Raw genomic sequence first — 15,535 nt, 5'->3', positions numbered from 1 at the left:
AGCCATGAGCACCTCCACACTCACCCGCAAGTCCGTCAGCAACATTCCCGTCAAGAAGAAGCCCGTCAACTGGCGGCGCGTCGGAGCCTGGGCCCTGGTGGCCGTTGCAGTCGCCGTCACCGTGGCACCCTTCCTGTGGATGCTCCGCACGGCACTGTCCACGAATGCCTCACTGGCCTCCAACGCAGGCAACCTCCTTCCCGCGGACTTCAACCTCGGAGCCTTCAAGCGGGTCCTCGGAATGCAGAGCCCCGAGGAGGCCATCGCCGAGGGAGGCTCGGGAGCCGCGATCAACTTCTGGCTCTACCTGCGGAACTCGGTCATCTTCGCCAGCGTCACCACGGCAGGGCAGGTCTTCTTCAGCGCCATGGCAGCCTACGCGTTCTCCCGGCTCCGCTGGCCCGGACGGAACGCCGTGTTCGGGCTGTTCCTGGCCACCATGATGGTCCCGCCAATCTTCACCGCGCTGCCCAACTTCCTGATGATCAAGAACCTGGGCCTGCTCAACACCTTTGCCGGCATGACGCTGCCCTTCCTGTTCATGACCCCGTTCGCCATCTTCTTCCTGCGCCAGTTCTTCCTCAGCATGTCCCGGGAAGTGGAAGAGGCCGCCATGCTCGACGGCGCCAAGCACCTACGGATCTTCTTCCAGATCGTCCTGCCCAACGCAGCGGCGCCGCTGGCCACACTGGCCCTCCTCACTTTCATCGGCCAGTGGAACGAATACTTCTGGCCGCTCCTGGTGGGCCAGGACGAAAACGTCCGGGTGCTCACGGTGGGCCTGGGCGTCTTCAAGTCCCAGTCACCGCAAGGAGCCCCCGACTGGACCGGCCTGATGGCCGCAACGCTCGTGGCCGCGCTCCCGGTGCTCCTGCTGTTCATTGCCTTCGGCAAGAAGGTGGTCAACTCCATCGGCTTCTCCGGAATCAAGTAACACCTTCAGTTCACTTTCCCCAGAAACACGTTCGTCTCCAGAAACACCCTCGAAAGGTCCATCATGAAGAAAACCATCGGCGTCGCAGCTGCCGCCGCGGCAATCGCCCTGTCCCTCTCCGCCTGTGGCGGAGGCAGCCCCGCCTCCAGCGAGGCCAAGGGCGAGATCAACTACTGGCTGTGGGACGCCAACCAGCTCCCGGCCTACCAGCAGTGCGCTGACGATTTCACCAAGGCCAACCCGGACATCAAGGTCAAGATCACCCAGCGCGGCTGGGACGACTACTGGACCACCCTGACGAACGGCTTCGTCGCCGGCACCGCCCCGGACGTCTTCACGAACCACCTCTCCAAGTACCCCGAGTACGCCGCGAAAAAGCAGCTGCTCTCCCTGGACGACGCCGTCGCCAAGGACGGCGTCAAGCTGGACAGCTACACCAAGGGCCTGCCGGAACTCTGGGTCGGCCAGGACGGAAAGCGCTACGGCCTGCCCAAGGACTGGGACACCGTAGGCCTGTTCTACAACAAGGCCATGACGGACTCCGCCGGCCTCACCGCCGAGCAGATGGCCAACCTGGACTGGAACCCGAAGGACGGCGGCAGCTACGAGAAGGCCATCGCGCACCTCACCACGGACAAGAGCGGCAAGCGCGGCGACGAAGCCGGCTTCGACAAGAACAACGTGGCTGTCTACGGCCTGGGCCTGGCAGGCAGCGGCTCCGGCCAGGGCCAGACCGAATGGAGCTTCCTCAGCGCCACCACGGGTTGGACCGCCACGGACAAGAACCCGTGGGGCACCAAGTTCAACTACGATGACCCCAAATTCCAGGAAACCATCGCATGGTGGGCCGGCCTGATCGAGAAGGGCTACATGCCCAAGCTGGAAACCACCGTCGGCGCCAGCCTGGCGGACAACTTCGGTGCCGGCAAGGCCGCCATCAACACCACGGGTGACTGGCTGATCGGCCAGTACAAGACCTACAAGGGCGTGGAGACCGCGTTCGCCCCCACCCCCAAGGGTCCCGACGGCAAGCGTGCCAGCATGTTCAACGGCCTCGCCGACTCCGTCTGGGCAGGCACCAAGAACCCGGCGGCATCCGTGAAGTGGGTTGAATACCTCGGCTCTACCGCCTGCCAGGACGTTGTGGCTTCCAAGGCTGTCGTCTTCCCCGCCATCACCAGCTCCTCCGAAAAGGCAGCCGAAGCGTTCAAGGCCAAGGGCACCGACGTCTCGGCCTTCACCACGCACGTCAAGGAAGGGACCACCTTCCTCTTCCCCATCGCGGACAAAGCGGCCAAAGTTGACGGCATCATGAAGCCGGCAATGGATGCCGTGCTCTCCGGCAAGAAGCCCGCCAGCTCCTTGACCGAAGCCAACAACCAGGTGAACGATCTCTTCAAGTAGACCGCACCTGTAGTGGCTGCGTAAGTGGTCGCAGCCACGGCCCCGGGTGCCGCCGTTTCATCCTCGCGAAGCGGCGGCACCCGGGGCACCCCACCCCGCACGTACATATTTACCCCGCCGCCAGCGTCACCGGACGCCCGCCACAACGAAAGAGAAACCCCATGGATCCCCTGCACCTCCGCTCCGCCGGCACCAGCCTGGTGATCAGCTTCGACAGCGGGGAGGCCGAGGTCATTCACTGGGGCGCAGATCTGGGCGCGACACTGCCCGATCTGGCCATCCTCGGCGAACCGATTCCGCCCTCCGCCTCCGACGCAGCCGTCCCGGCCGGGCTGCTGCCGCAGGCGTCGTCGAGCTGGCGCGGACGCCCTGCCCTCCGCGGGCATCGGATCGCCGACGGCGTGCCCGGCTACGACTTCTCCGTCCGCCTCCGCGTCGCGGACGTCAAAGCCGGCGGAACGTCCGCCGTCGGGAATTCAGCTGTGATTGTCCAGTCAGATCCGGACGCCGGCATCACCGTCGAATCCACGCTGGAACTGCACGACGGCGGCCTGCTGGAAATGCGCCACACCGTCACCAACACGGGCACTTCACCCTTTCAGCTCGACGAACTGGCCACCGTGCTGCCGGTGGCTCCTGACGCCGTCGAACTTCTTGACCTAACCGGGCGCTGGTGCCGTGAACGGCACCCGCAGCGCCGGGCCATCCAGCAGGGCACCTGGGTGCGGACCGGGCGCCACGGGCGCACCGGCCACGACTCCTCGCTGCTGCTGGCCGCCGGCACGGCGAACTTCGGCAACCGCCATGGCAGGGTCTGGGCCACCCACCTTGCCTGGAGCGGAAACCACGAACAGTTCGCGGACACCATCGGCGACGGCAGGACCATGATCGGCGGCTCCGAGCTGCTGGGCCCGGCCGAAGTGATCCTCGAGCCGAACGGCAGCTACACCACCCCCGCACTGTTCGCGGCCTACTCGGACCGCGGCCTGGATGGCATCAGCGAGGCCTTCTACAGCTGGTTCAGGAACCGTCCGCACCACGTGCTGCCCTCGGCGTCAGCCATTTCAGCAGGTAATGCAGGCACCGGCAAGGCCCGGCCCGTGGTGCTCAACGTCTGGGAAGCCGTCTACTTCGACCACGATCTCACCACGCTGGTCGAACTGGCGGATTCGGCGGCGGACTTGGGCGTGGAACGCTTCGTGCTCGACGACGGCTGGTTCCGCGGCCGCCGGCATGACCAGGCGGGCCTGGGCGACTGGTACGTGGACGAGGGCCTGTGGCCGGACGGCCTCACGCCGCTGATAGATGCCGTCACCTCCCGCGGGATGGAATTCGGCCTCTGGGTGGAGCCCGAAATGATCAACCTGGACTCCGACGTGGCGCGCGCCCACCCGGAATGGATCGTTGGACCCGCTGTCCGGTCCTACAAGGACGGCGGCCGGCTGCCGCTGACCTGGCGCCACCAGCACGTCATCGACCTGGTCAACCCCGAGGCCTGGCAGTACGTCTTTGACCGCATCGACGCCCTGCTCCGCGAAAACAACATCAGCTACCTGAAGTGGGACCAGAACCGGGACCTCACCGAACACGGCCACGCCGGGCGCTCCTCCGTGCACCAGCAGACGCTGGCCGCCTACCGCCTCTTTGGCGAACTGAAGAAGGCCCACCCGGGCCTGGAGATTGAGAGCTGCTCCTCCGGCGGAGCCCGCGTGGACCTCGGGATCCTGGAAACGACCGACCGGATCTGGGCTTCGGACTGCAACGACGCCCTGGAACGACAGACCATCCAGCGCTGGACCGGGCTGGTGGTACCGCCGGAGCTGGTGGGCGGTCACATCGGCCCCACCACGTCCCACACGACGGCCCGCACGCACGACGTTTCATTCCGCGCCATCACGGCATTCTTCGGGCACTTCGGCATGGAATGGGATGTCCGCCAGGTCCACGGCGCGGAGCGCGAAGAACTCAAGCGGTTCATCGGCCTGTACAAGGAGCACCGCGGCCTGATCCACTCGGGCCGGATGGTCCGGGCGGATGTTGCCGACGATTCATTCATGCTGCACGGCGTCGTTTCCCAGGGCACCCCGGCGACCGGAGACACGGCAGCTCTGTTCGCGCTGGTCAGCACCCGGACCTCGTTCGCGGAGCGTCCGGGACGCATCACCATTCCGGGACTGGACCAGGACCGCAGCTACCGCGTTGAGGCCATCTTCCCGACACCCGGCGACGCGGACTACGCGCACAACTACACCCAGGCGCAGCCGCCCGCCTGGCTGGCCGCCGGGGCGGATGCCAGCGGCCGGTTCCTGGCCGAGGTGGGGCTGCCCATGCCCGTCCTCAACCCGGAACACGCAGTGCTGCTGCGCCTGACTGCCGTGTAGGTTCACTGCCTGTAGCTTCAGCGCCGCGCAGCTTCAGCGCCACCCAAAGAGCCTGCCGGCCGGGTAGCAACCCGGCCGGCAGGCTCCCTGCTTTCCACGACCGCTTAGCGGGCGTCGAAAGTCCCTAGCGGGCGTCGACCAGGACCACCTCGTACGTGCTGGCCCCCTGAACGCCGAACTTCGCGTTAACCAGGGCGAGGGTATCGCCGAACAGGGCCCCCGTCGTCGGGACCTGGAAGTCAGGACTGGTGATGACGTCCTTGACCTCGAAGGAATCCAGTCGGGAGTCCAGCCGGACGCGGCTCACCTGGTTGATCATGTTTTGCACGGCCCAGAGGGTGTTCCCCTTCACCACAATCCCGTCCACGTAGGGCAGGCTGGCACCGGTGATCTTTGCGGTGTCGGCGTATTCACCCGATCCCGGCTCCACCGTGTACAGGGCTTCGTTCGCTGAATGCGCCAGGATCAGGGTCCGGCCGCCCCGGACGGCCGCAATGCCGTTCAGGTTGAAGTCGGCAGGAGTCTCAGCAGCAGGTCCTTTCAGCGTGAGCGTCCTGACCTCGTCACCCGGTTTGCCGTGGCGATCCACCGGGACAAAGTACAGCTCGCCCTTCACGGAGTTGGTGAACCAGGCGCCGTCATCCGTGACGGCGACATCGTTGATGAAAGCCGGGTCCGCCGTCAGCTGGTACGTGGCCACGGTCTTCCGTGTGTCCGTGTCATACACGTAGGCCTGTCCGGTGAAGCCGCCGGCAACGAAGAGCAGGCCGTTCTCCACGTCCACTTTCATGCCGACCGCCATCCGGCCGTCCGGCACATCGATGAACAGCCGGGCGGTTCCGCGGCGGATGTCGCCCCGGAAGATGTCCCCCTTCATGAGGTCCCCGGCGAAAAAGGTGGTGCCCTCTCCCTCGGCTATGCCTTCGGCGGACGAAGCGCCGGGAAGCTCAATGACCTTGTCATCGCCCTTCGTCGACGGCGGGCCGGCAGACGCAACGGGTGCCGGAATTATGAGTGCTGCGAGGGCCACCAGTCCCACTGCGGCACGGCGCATCGCTTTTCCTGAATCCACATTTTTGCAGCGCATGATGACGCTCTCTCCAGATCGGGCTTTTCGCGCGAGCTGACCGGTACGGGAGCTCCGCACGATGGTCCTTCAAGTCTAGGCACCGGCACAAAGCGTGGCCAGAGGTTCGGAAATGGCATGCGTGCCAAGATGGACCATGACCGATTCGTGCGAGGTTTTGGTGGTCGGCGCGGGGCTTGCAGGGCTCCAGTGCGCCCGGGAGTTGCAGGCAGCCGGGCGTGAGGTGCGCGTGTGGGAAGCCGCCGACGACGTGGGCGGCCGGATCCGCACGGAGCACCGGGACGGATTCCTGGTGGACCGCGGGTTCCAGGTCCTGAATCCCGCGTACCCTGCCGTCCGCCGCTGGGTGGACGTCGGTGCCCTGGACCTGCAGCCCTTCGGTGCCGGGCTGGGAGTGCGACGTGACGAGGGATTCGCAGTGCTGGCCCATCCCCTGCGCGAACCGCAGCTGATCGCCGGGACCTTCGGCAGCGGCCTGGCGAAGCCGCGCGAGGTGGCTGCCCTCCTTCGCTGGGCGGCTCCCGCCGTCGTCAGGTCCTGGGGACAGTACGACGACGGCGGACGTCGTACGGCCGTGCCCGGCCGGGACGTGACGCTGCGGCAGGCCATGGACGACGCTCGTCTGGCGGGCGGGCTCCGGCGGGTGGTTGAACGGTTCTTCGCCGGGGTGCTCCTCGAAGACGACGGGAGCACCTCCAATGACTTCGCCCGGCTTCTGCTGCGCACCTTCGCGTTCGGAGTGCCGGGGCTGCCGCGACTGGGCATGCAGGCCCTGCCGCGGCAGCTGGCGGCCGCGCTCGCCACGCCTGTCCGCACCGGGACCGCGGTGGATTCCATCCGGCGCGAAGGCGGCTCCATGCTGGTCCGTGCCGCCGGCGCCGAGCTCCGGGCTGAGCAGGTGGTGGTGGCCACGGACCCGGCCGGCGCCGAATCCCTGGCGCTGGGAATAGACGGCGGAGGCGCAACGGGAAGCGGCGTTCCCGCCATGAAGGGCGTGCTGACGCACTGGTTCGCGGCCAGCGAGCCGCCGACCCGGCTGAACCTGCTGTGCGTCGACGCGCGGGATCGGCCCGGCGGGCCCCTGGTCAATACGGCCGTCGTGTCCAACGCAGCCCCGGGGTACGCCCCCGCCGGCAGGCACCTTGTGCAGACGTCGGCGCTGTTCGGCCCCGGCCGGCCGGTGCCCGGCGATGATGCGGTCCGCCGGCATGCCGCCGAAATCTACGGGGCGGATGCCGCGGGATGGGAGCTGGTGGCCCGGCACGAGGTTCCGAATGCCCTGCCCGTCCAGCCTCCGCCCTTGGGGTCCCCGCAGCCGGCTGAGATCTCCCCCGGACTCTTCGCCTGCGGCGACCACCGCGCCACGGCCTCCATCCAGGGTGCCCTGGAAAGCGGCCACCTCGCGGCGCAGGCTGTCCTGCGCCCGGACTTCGGGTAGCGCGGATGCGCTATTCAGTGTCCCGGCACATCGCATCCCGGCACATCGCGGCGCCCGCCGCGGAGGTGTGGGAGCTGCTCACCGACGTCGGCCGGTGGCCCGAATGGGGGCCTTCCGTGACGGGTGCAGAGCTGGACTCGCCCGGCTTCACGGCCGGCAGCACCGGCCGGGTGAAGACGGTGGCCGGTGTCAGCCTGCCCTTCACGGTGACGGAATTCCGGGCGGACCGCTTCTGGTCCTGGTCGGTGGCCGGAATCCGCGCCACCGGGCACCTGGTGGTCCCGGAAGGCGACGGCTGCCGGGTCACGTTCACGGTTCCTTGGTGGGCGCCCGCCTATCTCCCTGTTTGCTCAGCGGCGCTGCGCCCCATCGCCAGGATCACGGCCCGTCCCGTCAGCCCGCCGTAAAGAACAGCGCACGCTGCATCCGAAGCGATAGATTTGCTCTCATGACTGAAGCCTCCCCCGCCACCGAAGCCGGCCGCGGCACCATCCTTGTCCTCAACGGACCCAACCTGAACCTGCTGGGCACCCGGGAACCGGAGAAGTACGGCACGGCAACGCTGGCCGACGTCGAACAGCTCGCCAAGGAGGCCGCCGCAGCCTACGGCCTGGAGGTGGAATGCTTCCAGTCCAACCACGAGGGCGCGCTGGTTGACGCCATTCACGCCGCCCGCGGCAAGGCCATCGGCATCGTGCTCAACGCCGGCGCCTACACGCATACCTCCGTGGCCATCCGCGACGCCATCTCCGCGGTACAGCTGCCCGCAGTGGAAGTCCACATCACCAACGTCCATGCCCGCGAAGAGTTCCGGCACCACTCGTATCTTTCGGACATCAGCAAGGCCGTGATCGCCGGCGCCGGCGTGATGGGCTACCGGTTCGCCGTCGAATACCTCGCAGAACTGAACGCCGGCAAGGCCTGATCATGGGTGCGGGGAACGCGGGCACCGCGGACTGGTACCGGAACTTCGGCACCTTCGATGCGCCGGCTTCCTCCCCGTGCTACGCAGAATGGTCGCTGGGAATCGCCGGCGATCCTGAACTGATCAGCCGCATCGAACAGTGGCCGCACAACAAGCGGCAGCCCCTCCTGATCCTGGCGGCAGCGCGGTTCCTCGGTGCCGGGATTAGCCCGTACCGCGAGTTCAGGGAGTTCCTCCTGGCACGCTGGGACGAGGTCTCGCGGGTCGTGCTCTCCCGCGCCACCCAGACCAACGAGGCGGGCCGGTGCACCACGCTGCTGCCGTCCCTCGCAGCCATCGCAGGCTCGACGGGCCGTCCGCTGGCACTGATCGAGGTGGGTGCTTCCGCCGGGCTTGCGCTGTTTCCGGACAAGTACGCCTACGAGTACGACGACGGCGGCTCAGTCACGCGGCTGGTGCCGCAACCGGACGGGGCGCGCCCCGCGGCGGAGGAAGCGCCCGTTCTGCGCTGCGCAGTGCAGGGTGCCGTCCCGCTTCCCGCCGAGCTCCCGAAGGTCGTGTGGCGGGCCGGGATCGACCTGAACCCGTTGGACATCAACAACCCCGACGACGTCGCCTGGCTGGAAGCGCTGATCTGGCCGGAGCAGGACTTCCGCCGTGATCGGCTGCGCCGGGCCATCGCGATAGCGCAGCAGGATCCGCCGCTGCTGGTGGCCGGCGACCTGAACGAGCAGCTGGTTTCGCTAGCGGACCAGGCGCCGCCGGACGCCACCCTGGTGGTATTCCACAGCGCGGTGATGGCCTACCTAAATGCCTCCCAGCGGGAAGCCTTCCGCGCCACCATCGGCACCCTCGCAGCAGAGCGCGGCTGCCACTGGCTGTCCAACGAGGGCCACACCGTGCTTGCCCAGGCGGACGGCTCCGTGGTGGTGCCGGAAATGGATGACTCAAGGCTCCGCGGACGGTTCCTCCTCCTCCAGGACGGCGTGCCCGTGGCCATCGCCGGGCCGCACGGCCAAACCCTGGAGTGGCTCTAGGGTCCCCGCCTGCTTACATCCGGTCCCCGCACCGCTTACTTCTGGATGCACTGCCCGGAGGAAACAGGGCTGCTCAGGCCCGGCGCCTGGGCGGCCACCGGCCCCAGGTCATCCATCGTGATGGCAAAGCCGAGCTCGGCATCGGACGTGGCCTTGGCGAAGATCACACCGGCAACCATGCCTTCGGTGGTGAGGAGCGGCCCGCCGGAGTTGCCCGGCTGGACATCACCGGCAAGCCAGTACACGTCTTCGGGAGCGGGGTTGCCGCCATAGATGTCAGGGACCAGGACGGTGGCGATGTCCTGCACCGTTGCCGGTTTGGACTGGAAAGGACCGCCGTGCGGGTAGCCTGCGAACGCGGCCGGGCTGCCTGCCGGCAGGTCCGCGCTCAGCTGGAGCGGAGACGACGGAAGTCCGTCCACGGCAAGGACGGCGAGGTCATGCTGGCTGTCGAAATACACCACCCTGCCGGGCATGGCCCCTCCGCCCGGGATCTCCACCACAGGCTGCGACACGCCCGCCACCACATGGGCGTTGGTCACAACCCGCCCCGGCGACACCACAAAGCCGCTGCCGGTCTGGTTCTGGCCGCATTGGTAGGCGGTGCCCGCGATTTTCAGGACCGACTCCGCTGCCCGGTTCAGGGCCGGGGTGTCCGTGCTCGCGTTGGGAATGGCCACCTGCTGGCCCTGCCCGAGCCCTTCGATGAGCGTGGGTATGCCGTCCCCGATCACGGTGGAGCGCAGCTGCGCCACGGCTGTTTTCACCGGCACGGGCGTGAGTCCGTCGATGAAGCGAATGACCTTGGATTCCGCCAGCTGCTGGGAAACGAACGGCACGCCCAGGGCGCTGATGCTGAAGGAGAGCATGGACATCACGAGCGCTGCCACCACCACGTTGACTGCTCCGCCCACCACCCGGTCCATGGCCCGTAGCGGCTGGATCCGCACGGCACTGCGGATTTTGCGGCCGATCATGGTCCCGAGCGCATGCCCCAGGACTATGAGCACGACGGCGGCGGCGACGATCGCCGTGAGCCTCCAGCCGCTGTCTTCCACGAGGTTGCTGACGATGGGCACGGACACAAACGCCGCCACGGCACCGACGATGAACCCGGCGATGCCGCCGAGGGTCACCAGGAAGCCATTGCGAAGGCCATAGATCAGGTAGGACAGCAGCGTCAGGATCAAGGCCAGGTCCAGGATGGTCAAGCCGAACACACGGGCTCCTCACAAAACAGGTAAGCCCCAATTCTAGTGGCGAACCCTGACAGTTTGCCGTGACTGACAGCCGCCCCGGGGCAACCGCGAGGCGCCCCGGAAAGCCCGGGCCCGCCGTCGAAATCTGCTCTGTAAACGCACTCCAGAGGTCCCTGACCGGCCTCGGAAGGCCCATTTCAGGCGTTTCACGTGCCAAGTACGTCACAGAACCTTCAAAATTCTGAAACAATGGCTGAAGCGCCCCAGCCGACACATTTTACTCAGGAGAATTCATGGACATCGAGGTATTGCGCCGCGCACCCCTTTTCGCCACGCTCGACGACGAAGCATTCCGTCTGCTCACGGACGAGCTCACCGAGGTGGACCTGTCACGCGGAGCCTCGGTGTTCCGCGAAGGCGACCAGGGTGATCAGCTCTACTTCATCGTCTCCGGCAAGGTAAAGCTGGGCCGCACGTCCCCGGACGGCCGCGAATCGCTGCTGGCGATCCTCGGCCCGGGTGAGCTCTTCGGCGAAATGGCCCTCTTCGATCCGAGCCCCCGCACGGCCACGGCAACCGCCGTCTCGGAGACCCGCCTCGCCGGCCTGAAGAACGAAAGCCTCAACGCCCTGCTGCGCACCCGCCCGGAGGTCTCGGCCCAGCTGCTGCAGGCACTGGCCCGCCGCCTGCGCCGCACCAACGACTCCCTGTCGGACCTTGTTTTCTCCGACGTTCCGGGCCGCGTGGCCAAGGCGCTGCTGGACCTGGCCGACCGCTTCGGCCGCCCGGCAACCGACGGCGTCCTGGTGGCTCACGAGCTCACCCAGGAAGAGCTGGCCCAGCTGGTGGGCGCCTCCCGCGAAACCGTGAACAAGGCCCTGGCCGAGTTCGTCCAGCGCGGCTGGCTCCGGCTGGAAGCCCGTGCCGTGGTGATCCTGGATATGCAGCGCCTCCGCCAGCGCTCCCGCTAGTCATTCTGCGGCATTGAATCAAGGAAATTGCGCGTCCCTTTCCCTAGCGGGAAATGACGCGCAAAATGCCTGGCGACCCCCGAATAACGGTGTCGCCAGGCATTTTCTGTGTCGTCAGTCTATTTGCGGGTCGGGAACGAGCGGGCACGCAGAGGATGTCAGAGCGGGCGGCCTACCGCTCCCGCTGCGGCTCGCCCGCGACCGTCTTGGCGGCCTCGACTTCGAGCATCAGCTTGCCGCCTTCTTCGACGAGCTTCGGCTGGTAGACGTGCGCCTTGCGCTTGTAGCTCAGGTAGGCGATGCACCCGTTGGCGGCCGCCATCTTCTCGAGCATGATCTCTGAGCCTGGCACCAGCAGCTGGCCGAGGGTCAGGCCCACGGTGTTTTCCTGGCCCACTTCATCGCCCAGGGCGGTGGTGTCACGCTCCGCAATGACTTTGCTGGCGCAGACCCAGCGGCCCCAGACACCTTTGCTTTCCAGCAGCGTGGGCTGCTGGTTCACGGGTACGGTGGCGGCAAAGTACCGGGTGTTGAAACGGCGGTGGGCGAAGTCGGGGCTGAGCCAGTTGACCAGCGGTTTCAGCAGGTCGGTACGGATGGAAAGCCCGCGCTTGGCCAGGACGTCGATGAAGGATTTTTCCTGCTCGGCAACGGCAATCCGGGCCCGCATCCATTCCGGCGTGGAAGTGGCCTCCACGGTGGTGGACAGGTCCGGGCCGGCCAGGAGCACACCGGTTTCTTCGAAGAGTTCTCGGATGGCGCCCACCACGTGGCGGCGCGCCAGCCCGACGTCGTCCGTTCCCATTTGTTCCGCCCAATGCTGCGGTGAGGGGCCCAGCCAGCTGACGGCGTCGTCGTCGGACGCCTCAAGGGAACCGCCGGGAAAGGCGAGGACTCCGAGCGGCGAGGACCCTGGGCGGTAGCCCAGCCAGGTTTCCAGCCCCGTGGGGGCGTCGCGGAGCAGGACGACGGAGGATGCGAGGCGGGCGGCACGCGGTGTCCGCTCGCCGTGTTCGAGCCAGCTTTGTGCTGCCCCCTCAAGATCGGGAGGCAGCACAAACAGGCGACGGGCTAACTGGGGCAAGGGAAGTGACCGGCCTTAGCTAAATTCGGCGATCAGTTCGACTTCGACCGGCGAGTCCAGCGGCAGGACCGACACGCCGACGGCGGACCGGGCGTGCTGGCCCGCGTCGCCGAGGACCTTGCCCAGGAGTTCCGACGCGCCGTTGATGACACCCGGCTGGCCCGTGAAGGACGGATCCGAGGAGACGAAGCCCACCACCTTCACGATCCTGGTAATACGGTCCAGGTCACCGATCACGCTTTTCACCGCCGCGAGGGCGTTGACTGCACAGACTGCAGCGAACCGCTTGGCGTCTTCGGGAGAGACCGTCGGTTCGTCGGCGAAGCCTTCGGTGCCCGTGGACACCTTGCCGGTAGCTTCGAGTTTGCCGTTAATAAAGGGCAGCTGGCCGGAGGTGTAAACGTGGTTGCCGGAGATGACTGCCGGGACGTAGGCGGCCACCGGGGCCGCGACTTCCGGAAGGGTCAGTCCCAGCTCTGCCAGCCGCTGTTCCACGGCCGATACCGGTGCTCCGTTTTCCGCGCCGGAGGCCGAATTTTCCGCGCGGGCCGGGGATTCCGGCGCCGTGCCTGCGGGGCTTGTCATAACTACTGCTTCTCCCTCTTAAGGTAGGCAACGAGGCCGTTGCCGTCAGGACCGGTGACGACCTGGACGAGCTCCCAGCCGTCCTCGCCCCACTGGTCCAGAATCTGCTTCGTGGCGTGAATAATGAGCGGAATCGTGGCGTACTCCCATTTGGTCATGAGCTAAAGACTAGTCCTTGCCGGTAAAGTGGAAAACATGGCGACTGGTAAGAACCCTTTATTCGACACGGCCACCACCCTCGGAAAGATCCTTGCTTTCCTTGGCGTGAGCGCTATTTGTGGTGTCCTGGTAGCGGGCCTGCTGGTCCCGGCGGCCGCTGTTTCCGGCAGCACAGCCAGCGGTTCCATCGAGTTCTTCGACACCCTCCCGGCGGAGCTGCAGGTGGACCCGCCCAGCCAGTCCACCAAAATCCTCGCTTCCGACGGAAGCCTGATCGCCAACCTCTACGCCGAAAACCGGACGCGCGTTGCACTGGACCAGATGTCGCCATTCATCAAGGACGCAGTGATCGCCATCGAGGACAGCCGCTTCTATGAGCACGGCGGCGTGGACACCACCGGCATCATGCGTGCACTGGTCAGCACCGCCCGCGGCAACAAGCAGGGCGCGTCCACCATCACGCAGCAGTACGTGAACAATGTCATCAACGCCTCACTCGAGGCCGAAGGCAACACCGAGGACATCAAGCTCAACGGCGTGAACAAGGGCGTGGGCGACAAGCTCCGCGAGATGAAACTGGCCATCGCCCTGGAGAAGAAGTTCACCAAGGAGCAGATCCTCGAGGGCTACCTCAACATCGTGTTCTTCAACCGGGACGCCTACGGCATTGAAGCCGCGTCCAAGTTCTTCTTCAGCACCACGGCGAAGGACCTCACGCTCCCGCAGGCCGCGCTGCTGGCGGGCCTCGTCAACAGCCCGTCGTTCTTTGACCCCATCAACAACCCTGACAACGCCAAGAGCCGCCGCGACCAGGTGCTCAAGGCCATGTACACCCAGAAAAAGATCACCCAGCCTGACTATGAGGCCGCGGTGGCCACGCCGGTGGAAACCAAGGTCACCCCTGCCCGCCAGGGTTGTGCGTATGCGTCCACCGCACCGTATTTCTGTGATTACGTCCTGCACCTGCTGCTCAACGATCCGGCCTACGGCGCCGATGCCACTGAACGTGAACGGAAGATCTTCCGCGGCGGCCTGACCATCACCACCACCCTTGACCCCAAGGCGCAGAACGCGGCCCAGGCCCAGGTGGATGCGTCCGCCGGCGCCAACCCGGACAAGTGGGGTGCGGCGGTGGTTTCCGTCCAGCCGAACACCGGCAAGATCACCAACATGGCACAAAATACGGTGTGGTTCGCGGGCGATGGCAAGTTCGACAGCCAGCTCAACTTCAGCGTTGACCAGTACGACGCCAACGGCAACGACCTCAACGGCCTCGGCGGTGCACAGCCGGGTTCAACCATGAAGCCGTTTACGTTCGCTGAATGGCTCAACGAGGGCAATTCGATGAACTCCATCCTGAATGGCGCGGTTCGTCGCTATCCGCAAAGCTTCCCGTGGAAGAACACCTGCCAGACGCCGACCGTTGGCTGGTATGACAGCACGAACGGCGATTCCAGGGACCTGCAGAACGCCGAGGAAGGCTACTACCGTTCAATGACGGTCCTGGACGGCCTGGCGAACTCGATCAACACCATGACCTTTGCCACCGCCGCCAAGGTGGACCTGTGCGGAATCCAGAAGATAGTGGACGCCGTGGGCCTCCACGAAGGCCTCCCCCAGCGGGACGACACGGGAAAGATCACCAACCCGACGCCGCCGATCACCATGACGACGATTGGCAACCTGCTGGGTTCCAGGCAGACGTCGCCGCTGGCCATGGCCAGCGCCTTCGCCACGTTCGCGAATGACGGCAAGTACTGCGCCCCGATTGCCATCACATCCGTGACGGACCAGACCGGCGCCCAGCTTCCGGCCCAGGCCACGAACTGCCGTGACGCGCTTAAACCGGAAGTGGCACGCGGCGTGAACTACGCCCTGCAGGAAGTCCTCAACCGCGGATCCGGCTCGCTGATCCAGCCCCGGATTTCCACGAGGACCAACTTCCCCATCGCAGCCAAGACCGGTACCTCCAACAACAACGGGTCCACCTGGGTGGTGGGGCACACCACCGGCCTGGCCACCGCGGCGTGGTTCGGTGACGCGCTCGGAACCCAGCAGCGCGCGGGCCAGAACGTGACCGTCAACGGCAAGTTCTACACGGGCATCGACGGCTACATGATCGCCGGACCGATGTTCTCCAACTTCATGTCACAGGTTGCGCCCGCCTACGGCACCAACCCGTTCACGGCACCTCCGTCCAACATGGTCAACGGGGCGCCCACGCGGACCACCACCCCGACGACGCAGAGCACCGCCCCCGCAACGGCGCCCGCCTCTCCGGCTCCGTCGCCGGAGCCCAGCAAGGACAACGGCAAGGGCAACGGGTAGCGC

General features: G+C 66.4%; 14 protein-coding genes. 9 read left to right on the top strand and 5 right to left on the bottom strand.

Annotated features, from left to right (window positions below; all coding sequences use genetic code 11):
- Nucleotides 1-4 precede the first annotated feature (4 nt).
- The 3 genes from AC6JAC_RS04740 (at nt 5) to AC6JAC_RS04730 (ending at nt 4,719) form a co-directional block, all read left to right on the top strand.
- On the top strand, nt 5-934 hold the full coding sequence (locus AC6JAC_RS04740; RefSeq protein WP_028269900.1) for a carbohydrate ABC transporter permease: 930 nt from the start codon (nt 5-7) through the stop codon (nt 932-934).
- Between the two features lie 63 nt (nt 935-997).
- Entirely contained in the window at nt 998-2,338 is a 1,341-nt protein-coding gene (locus AC6JAC_RS04735; RefSeq protein ID WP_028269899.1) for an ABC transporter substrate-binding protein, read from the top strand.
- A 161-nt stretch (nt 2,339-2,499) separates the two neighbouring features.
- Nucleotides 2,500-4,719, top strand: a complete 2,220-nt coding sequence (locus AC6JAC_RS04730) for an alpha-galactosidase (RefSeq protein ID WP_497963608.1) — start codon at nt 2,500-2,502, stop codon at nt 4,717-4,719.
- 124 nt (nt 4,720-4,843) lie between these two features.
- Here AC6JAC_RS04730 and AC6JAC_RS04725 read toward each other — a convergent pair whose 3' ends face one another.
- Nucleotides 4,844-5,773, bottom strand: a complete 930-nt coding sequence (locus AC6JAC_RS04725) for a hypothetical protein (protein WP_497963606.1) — start codon at nt 5,771-5,773, stop codon at nt 4,844-4,846.
- Between the two features lie 169 nt (nt 5,774-5,942).
- Between AC6JAC_RS04725 and AC6JAC_RS04720 the strand changes: the two genes are divergently transcribed.
- From AC6JAC_RS04720 to AC6JAC_RS04705, 4 genes are read left to right on the top strand one after another with little or no spacing between them, the layout of a single operon-like run.
- Nucleotides 5,943-7,244: an NAD(P)/FAD-dependent oxidoreductase gene (locus AC6JAC_RS04720; RefSeq protein WP_497963604.1), complete on the top strand. Its 1,302-nt coding sequence runs from the start codon at nt 5,943-5,945 to the stop codon at nt 7,242-7,244.
- Between the two features lie 5 nt (nt 7,245-7,249).
- Nucleotides 7,250-7,651: an SRPBCC family protein gene (locus tag AC6JAC_RS04715; protein WP_497963602.1), complete on the top strand. Its 402-nt coding sequence runs from the start codon at nt 7,250-7,252 to the stop codon at nt 7,649-7,651.
- 41 nt (nt 7,652-7,692) lie between these two features.
- Nucleotides 7,693-8,169 (top strand): type II 3-dehydroquinate dehydratase, encoded by a 477-nt coding sequence (gene aroQ / locus AC6JAC_RS04710; protein WP_028269894.1) that lies wholly within the window; start codon nt 7,693-7,695, stop codon nt 8,167-8,169.
- A 2-nt stretch (nt 8,170-8,171) separates the two neighbouring features.
- Nucleotides 8,172-9,206 (top strand): DUF2332 domain-containing protein, encoded by a 1,035-nt coding sequence (locus AC6JAC_RS04705; RefSeq protein WP_497963600.1) that lies wholly within the window; start codon nt 8,172-8,174, stop codon nt 9,204-9,206.
- Between the two features lie 35 nt (nt 9,207-9,241).
- Here AC6JAC_RS04705 and AC6JAC_RS04700 read toward each other — a convergent pair whose 3' ends face one another.
- Complete coding sequence (locus AC6JAC_RS04700) at nt 9,242-10,426, bottom strand: MarP family serine protease (protein ID WP_497963598.1); 1,185 nt, start codon at nt 10,424-10,426, stop codon at nt 9,242-9,244.
- Between the two features lie 272 nt (nt 10,427-10,698).
- Between AC6JAC_RS04700 and AC6JAC_RS04695 the strand changes: the two genes are divergently transcribed.
- Nucleotides 10,699-11,376, top strand: a complete 678-nt coding sequence (locus AC6JAC_RS04695; RefSeq protein ID WP_011693220.1) for a Crp/Fnr family transcriptional regulator — start codon at nt 10,699-10,701, stop codon at nt 11,374-11,376.
- Nucleotides 11,377-11,548: 172 nt separating this feature from the next.
- On the opposite strand, the gene AC6JAC_RS04690 is transcribed toward AC6JAC_RS04695, so the two are convergent.
- From AC6JAC_RS04690 to sp36, 3 genes are read right to left on the bottom strand one after another with little or no spacing between them, the layout of a single operon-like run.
- Nucleotides 11,549-12,460 carry an NUDIX hydrolase gene (locus AC6JAC_RS04690; RefSeq protein WP_497963596.1) on the bottom strand — a complete coding sequence of 304 codons (912 nt, stop codon included), beginning with the start codon at nt 12,458-12,460 and terminating at the stop codon, nt 11,549-11,551.
- A gap of 15 nt (nt 12,461-12,475) precedes the next feature.
- Nucleotides 12,476-13,045: a RidA family protein gene (locus AC6JAC_RS04685; protein WP_028269890.1), complete on the bottom strand. Its 570-nt coding sequence runs from the start codon at nt 13,043-13,045 to the stop codon at nt 12,476-12,478.
- A 2-nt stretch (nt 13,046-13,047) separates the two neighbouring features.
- A complete protein-coding gene (gene sp36, locus AC6JAC_RS04680) occupies nt 13,048-13,203 on the bottom strand; it encodes a Sp36 family protein (protein WP_011693223.1) in 156 nt (51 codons plus the stop codon).
- Between the two features lie 37 nt (nt 13,204-13,240).
- On the opposite strand from sp36, the gene AC6JAC_RS04675 reads away from it, so the two are divergent.
- On the top strand, nt 13,241-15,532 hold the full coding sequence (locus AC6JAC_RS04675; protein WP_028269889.1) for a transglycosylase domain-containing protein: 2,292 nt from the start codon (nt 13,241-13,243) through the stop codon (nt 15,530-15,532).
- The last annotated feature ends 3 nt before the right edge of the window (nt 15,533-15,535 follow it).

This window comes from Arthrobacter sp. KUASC02 (genome assembly GCF_059739395.1).
The sequence above is the reverse complement of the archived record's forward strand: the minus strand, read 5'-3'. Positions and strand labels throughout refer to the sequence as shown.

Coding starts and splice junctions, on each gene's coding strand:
- AC6JAC_RS04695 (WP_011693220.1), top strand. CDS start 10,699: ATGGACATCGAGGTATTGCGCCGCGCACCCCTTTTCGCCACGCTCGAC.
- AC6JAC_RS04725 (WP_497963606.1), bottom strand. CDS start 5,773: ATGCGCCGTGCCGCAGTGGGACTGGTGGCCCTCGCAGCACTCATAATT.
- aroQ (WP_028269894.1), top strand. CDS start 7,693: ATGACTGAAGCCTCCCCCGCCACCGAAGCCGGCCGCGGCACCATCCTT.
- AC6JAC_RS04685 (WP_028269890.1), bottom strand. CDS start 13,045: ATGACAAGCCCCGCAGGCACGGCGCCGGAATCCCCGGCCCGCGCGGAA.
- sp36 (WP_011693223.1), bottom strand. CDS start 13,203: ATGACCAAATGGGAGTACGCCACGATTCCGCTCATTATTCACGCCACG.
- AC6JAC_RS04675 (WP_028269889.1), top strand. CDS start 13,241: ATGGCGACTGGTAAGAACCCTTTATTCGACACGGCCACCACCCTCGGA.
- AC6JAC_RS04730 (WP_497963608.1), top strand. CDS start 2,500: ATGGATCCCCTGCACCTCCGCTCCGCCGGCACCAGCCTGGTGATCAGC.
- AC6JAC_RS04705 (WP_497963600.1), top strand. CDS start 8,172: ATGGGTGCGGGGAACGCGGGCACCGCGGACTGGTACCGGAACTTCGGC.
- AC6JAC_RS04715 (WP_497963602.1), top strand. CDS start 7,250: ATGCGCTATTCAGTGTCCCGGCACATCGCATCCCGGCACATCGCGGCG.
- AC6JAC_RS04720 (WP_497963604.1), top strand. CDS start 5,943: ATGACCGATTCGTGCGAGGTTTTGGTGGTCGGCGCGGGGCTTGCAGGG.
- AC6JAC_RS04735 (WP_028269899.1), top strand. CDS start 998: ATGAAGAAAACCATCGGCGTCGCAGCTGCCGCCGCGGCAATCGCCCTG.
- AC6JAC_RS04740 (WP_028269900.1), top strand. CDS start 5: ATGAGCACCTCCACACTCACCCGCAAGTCCGTCAGCAACATTCCCGTC.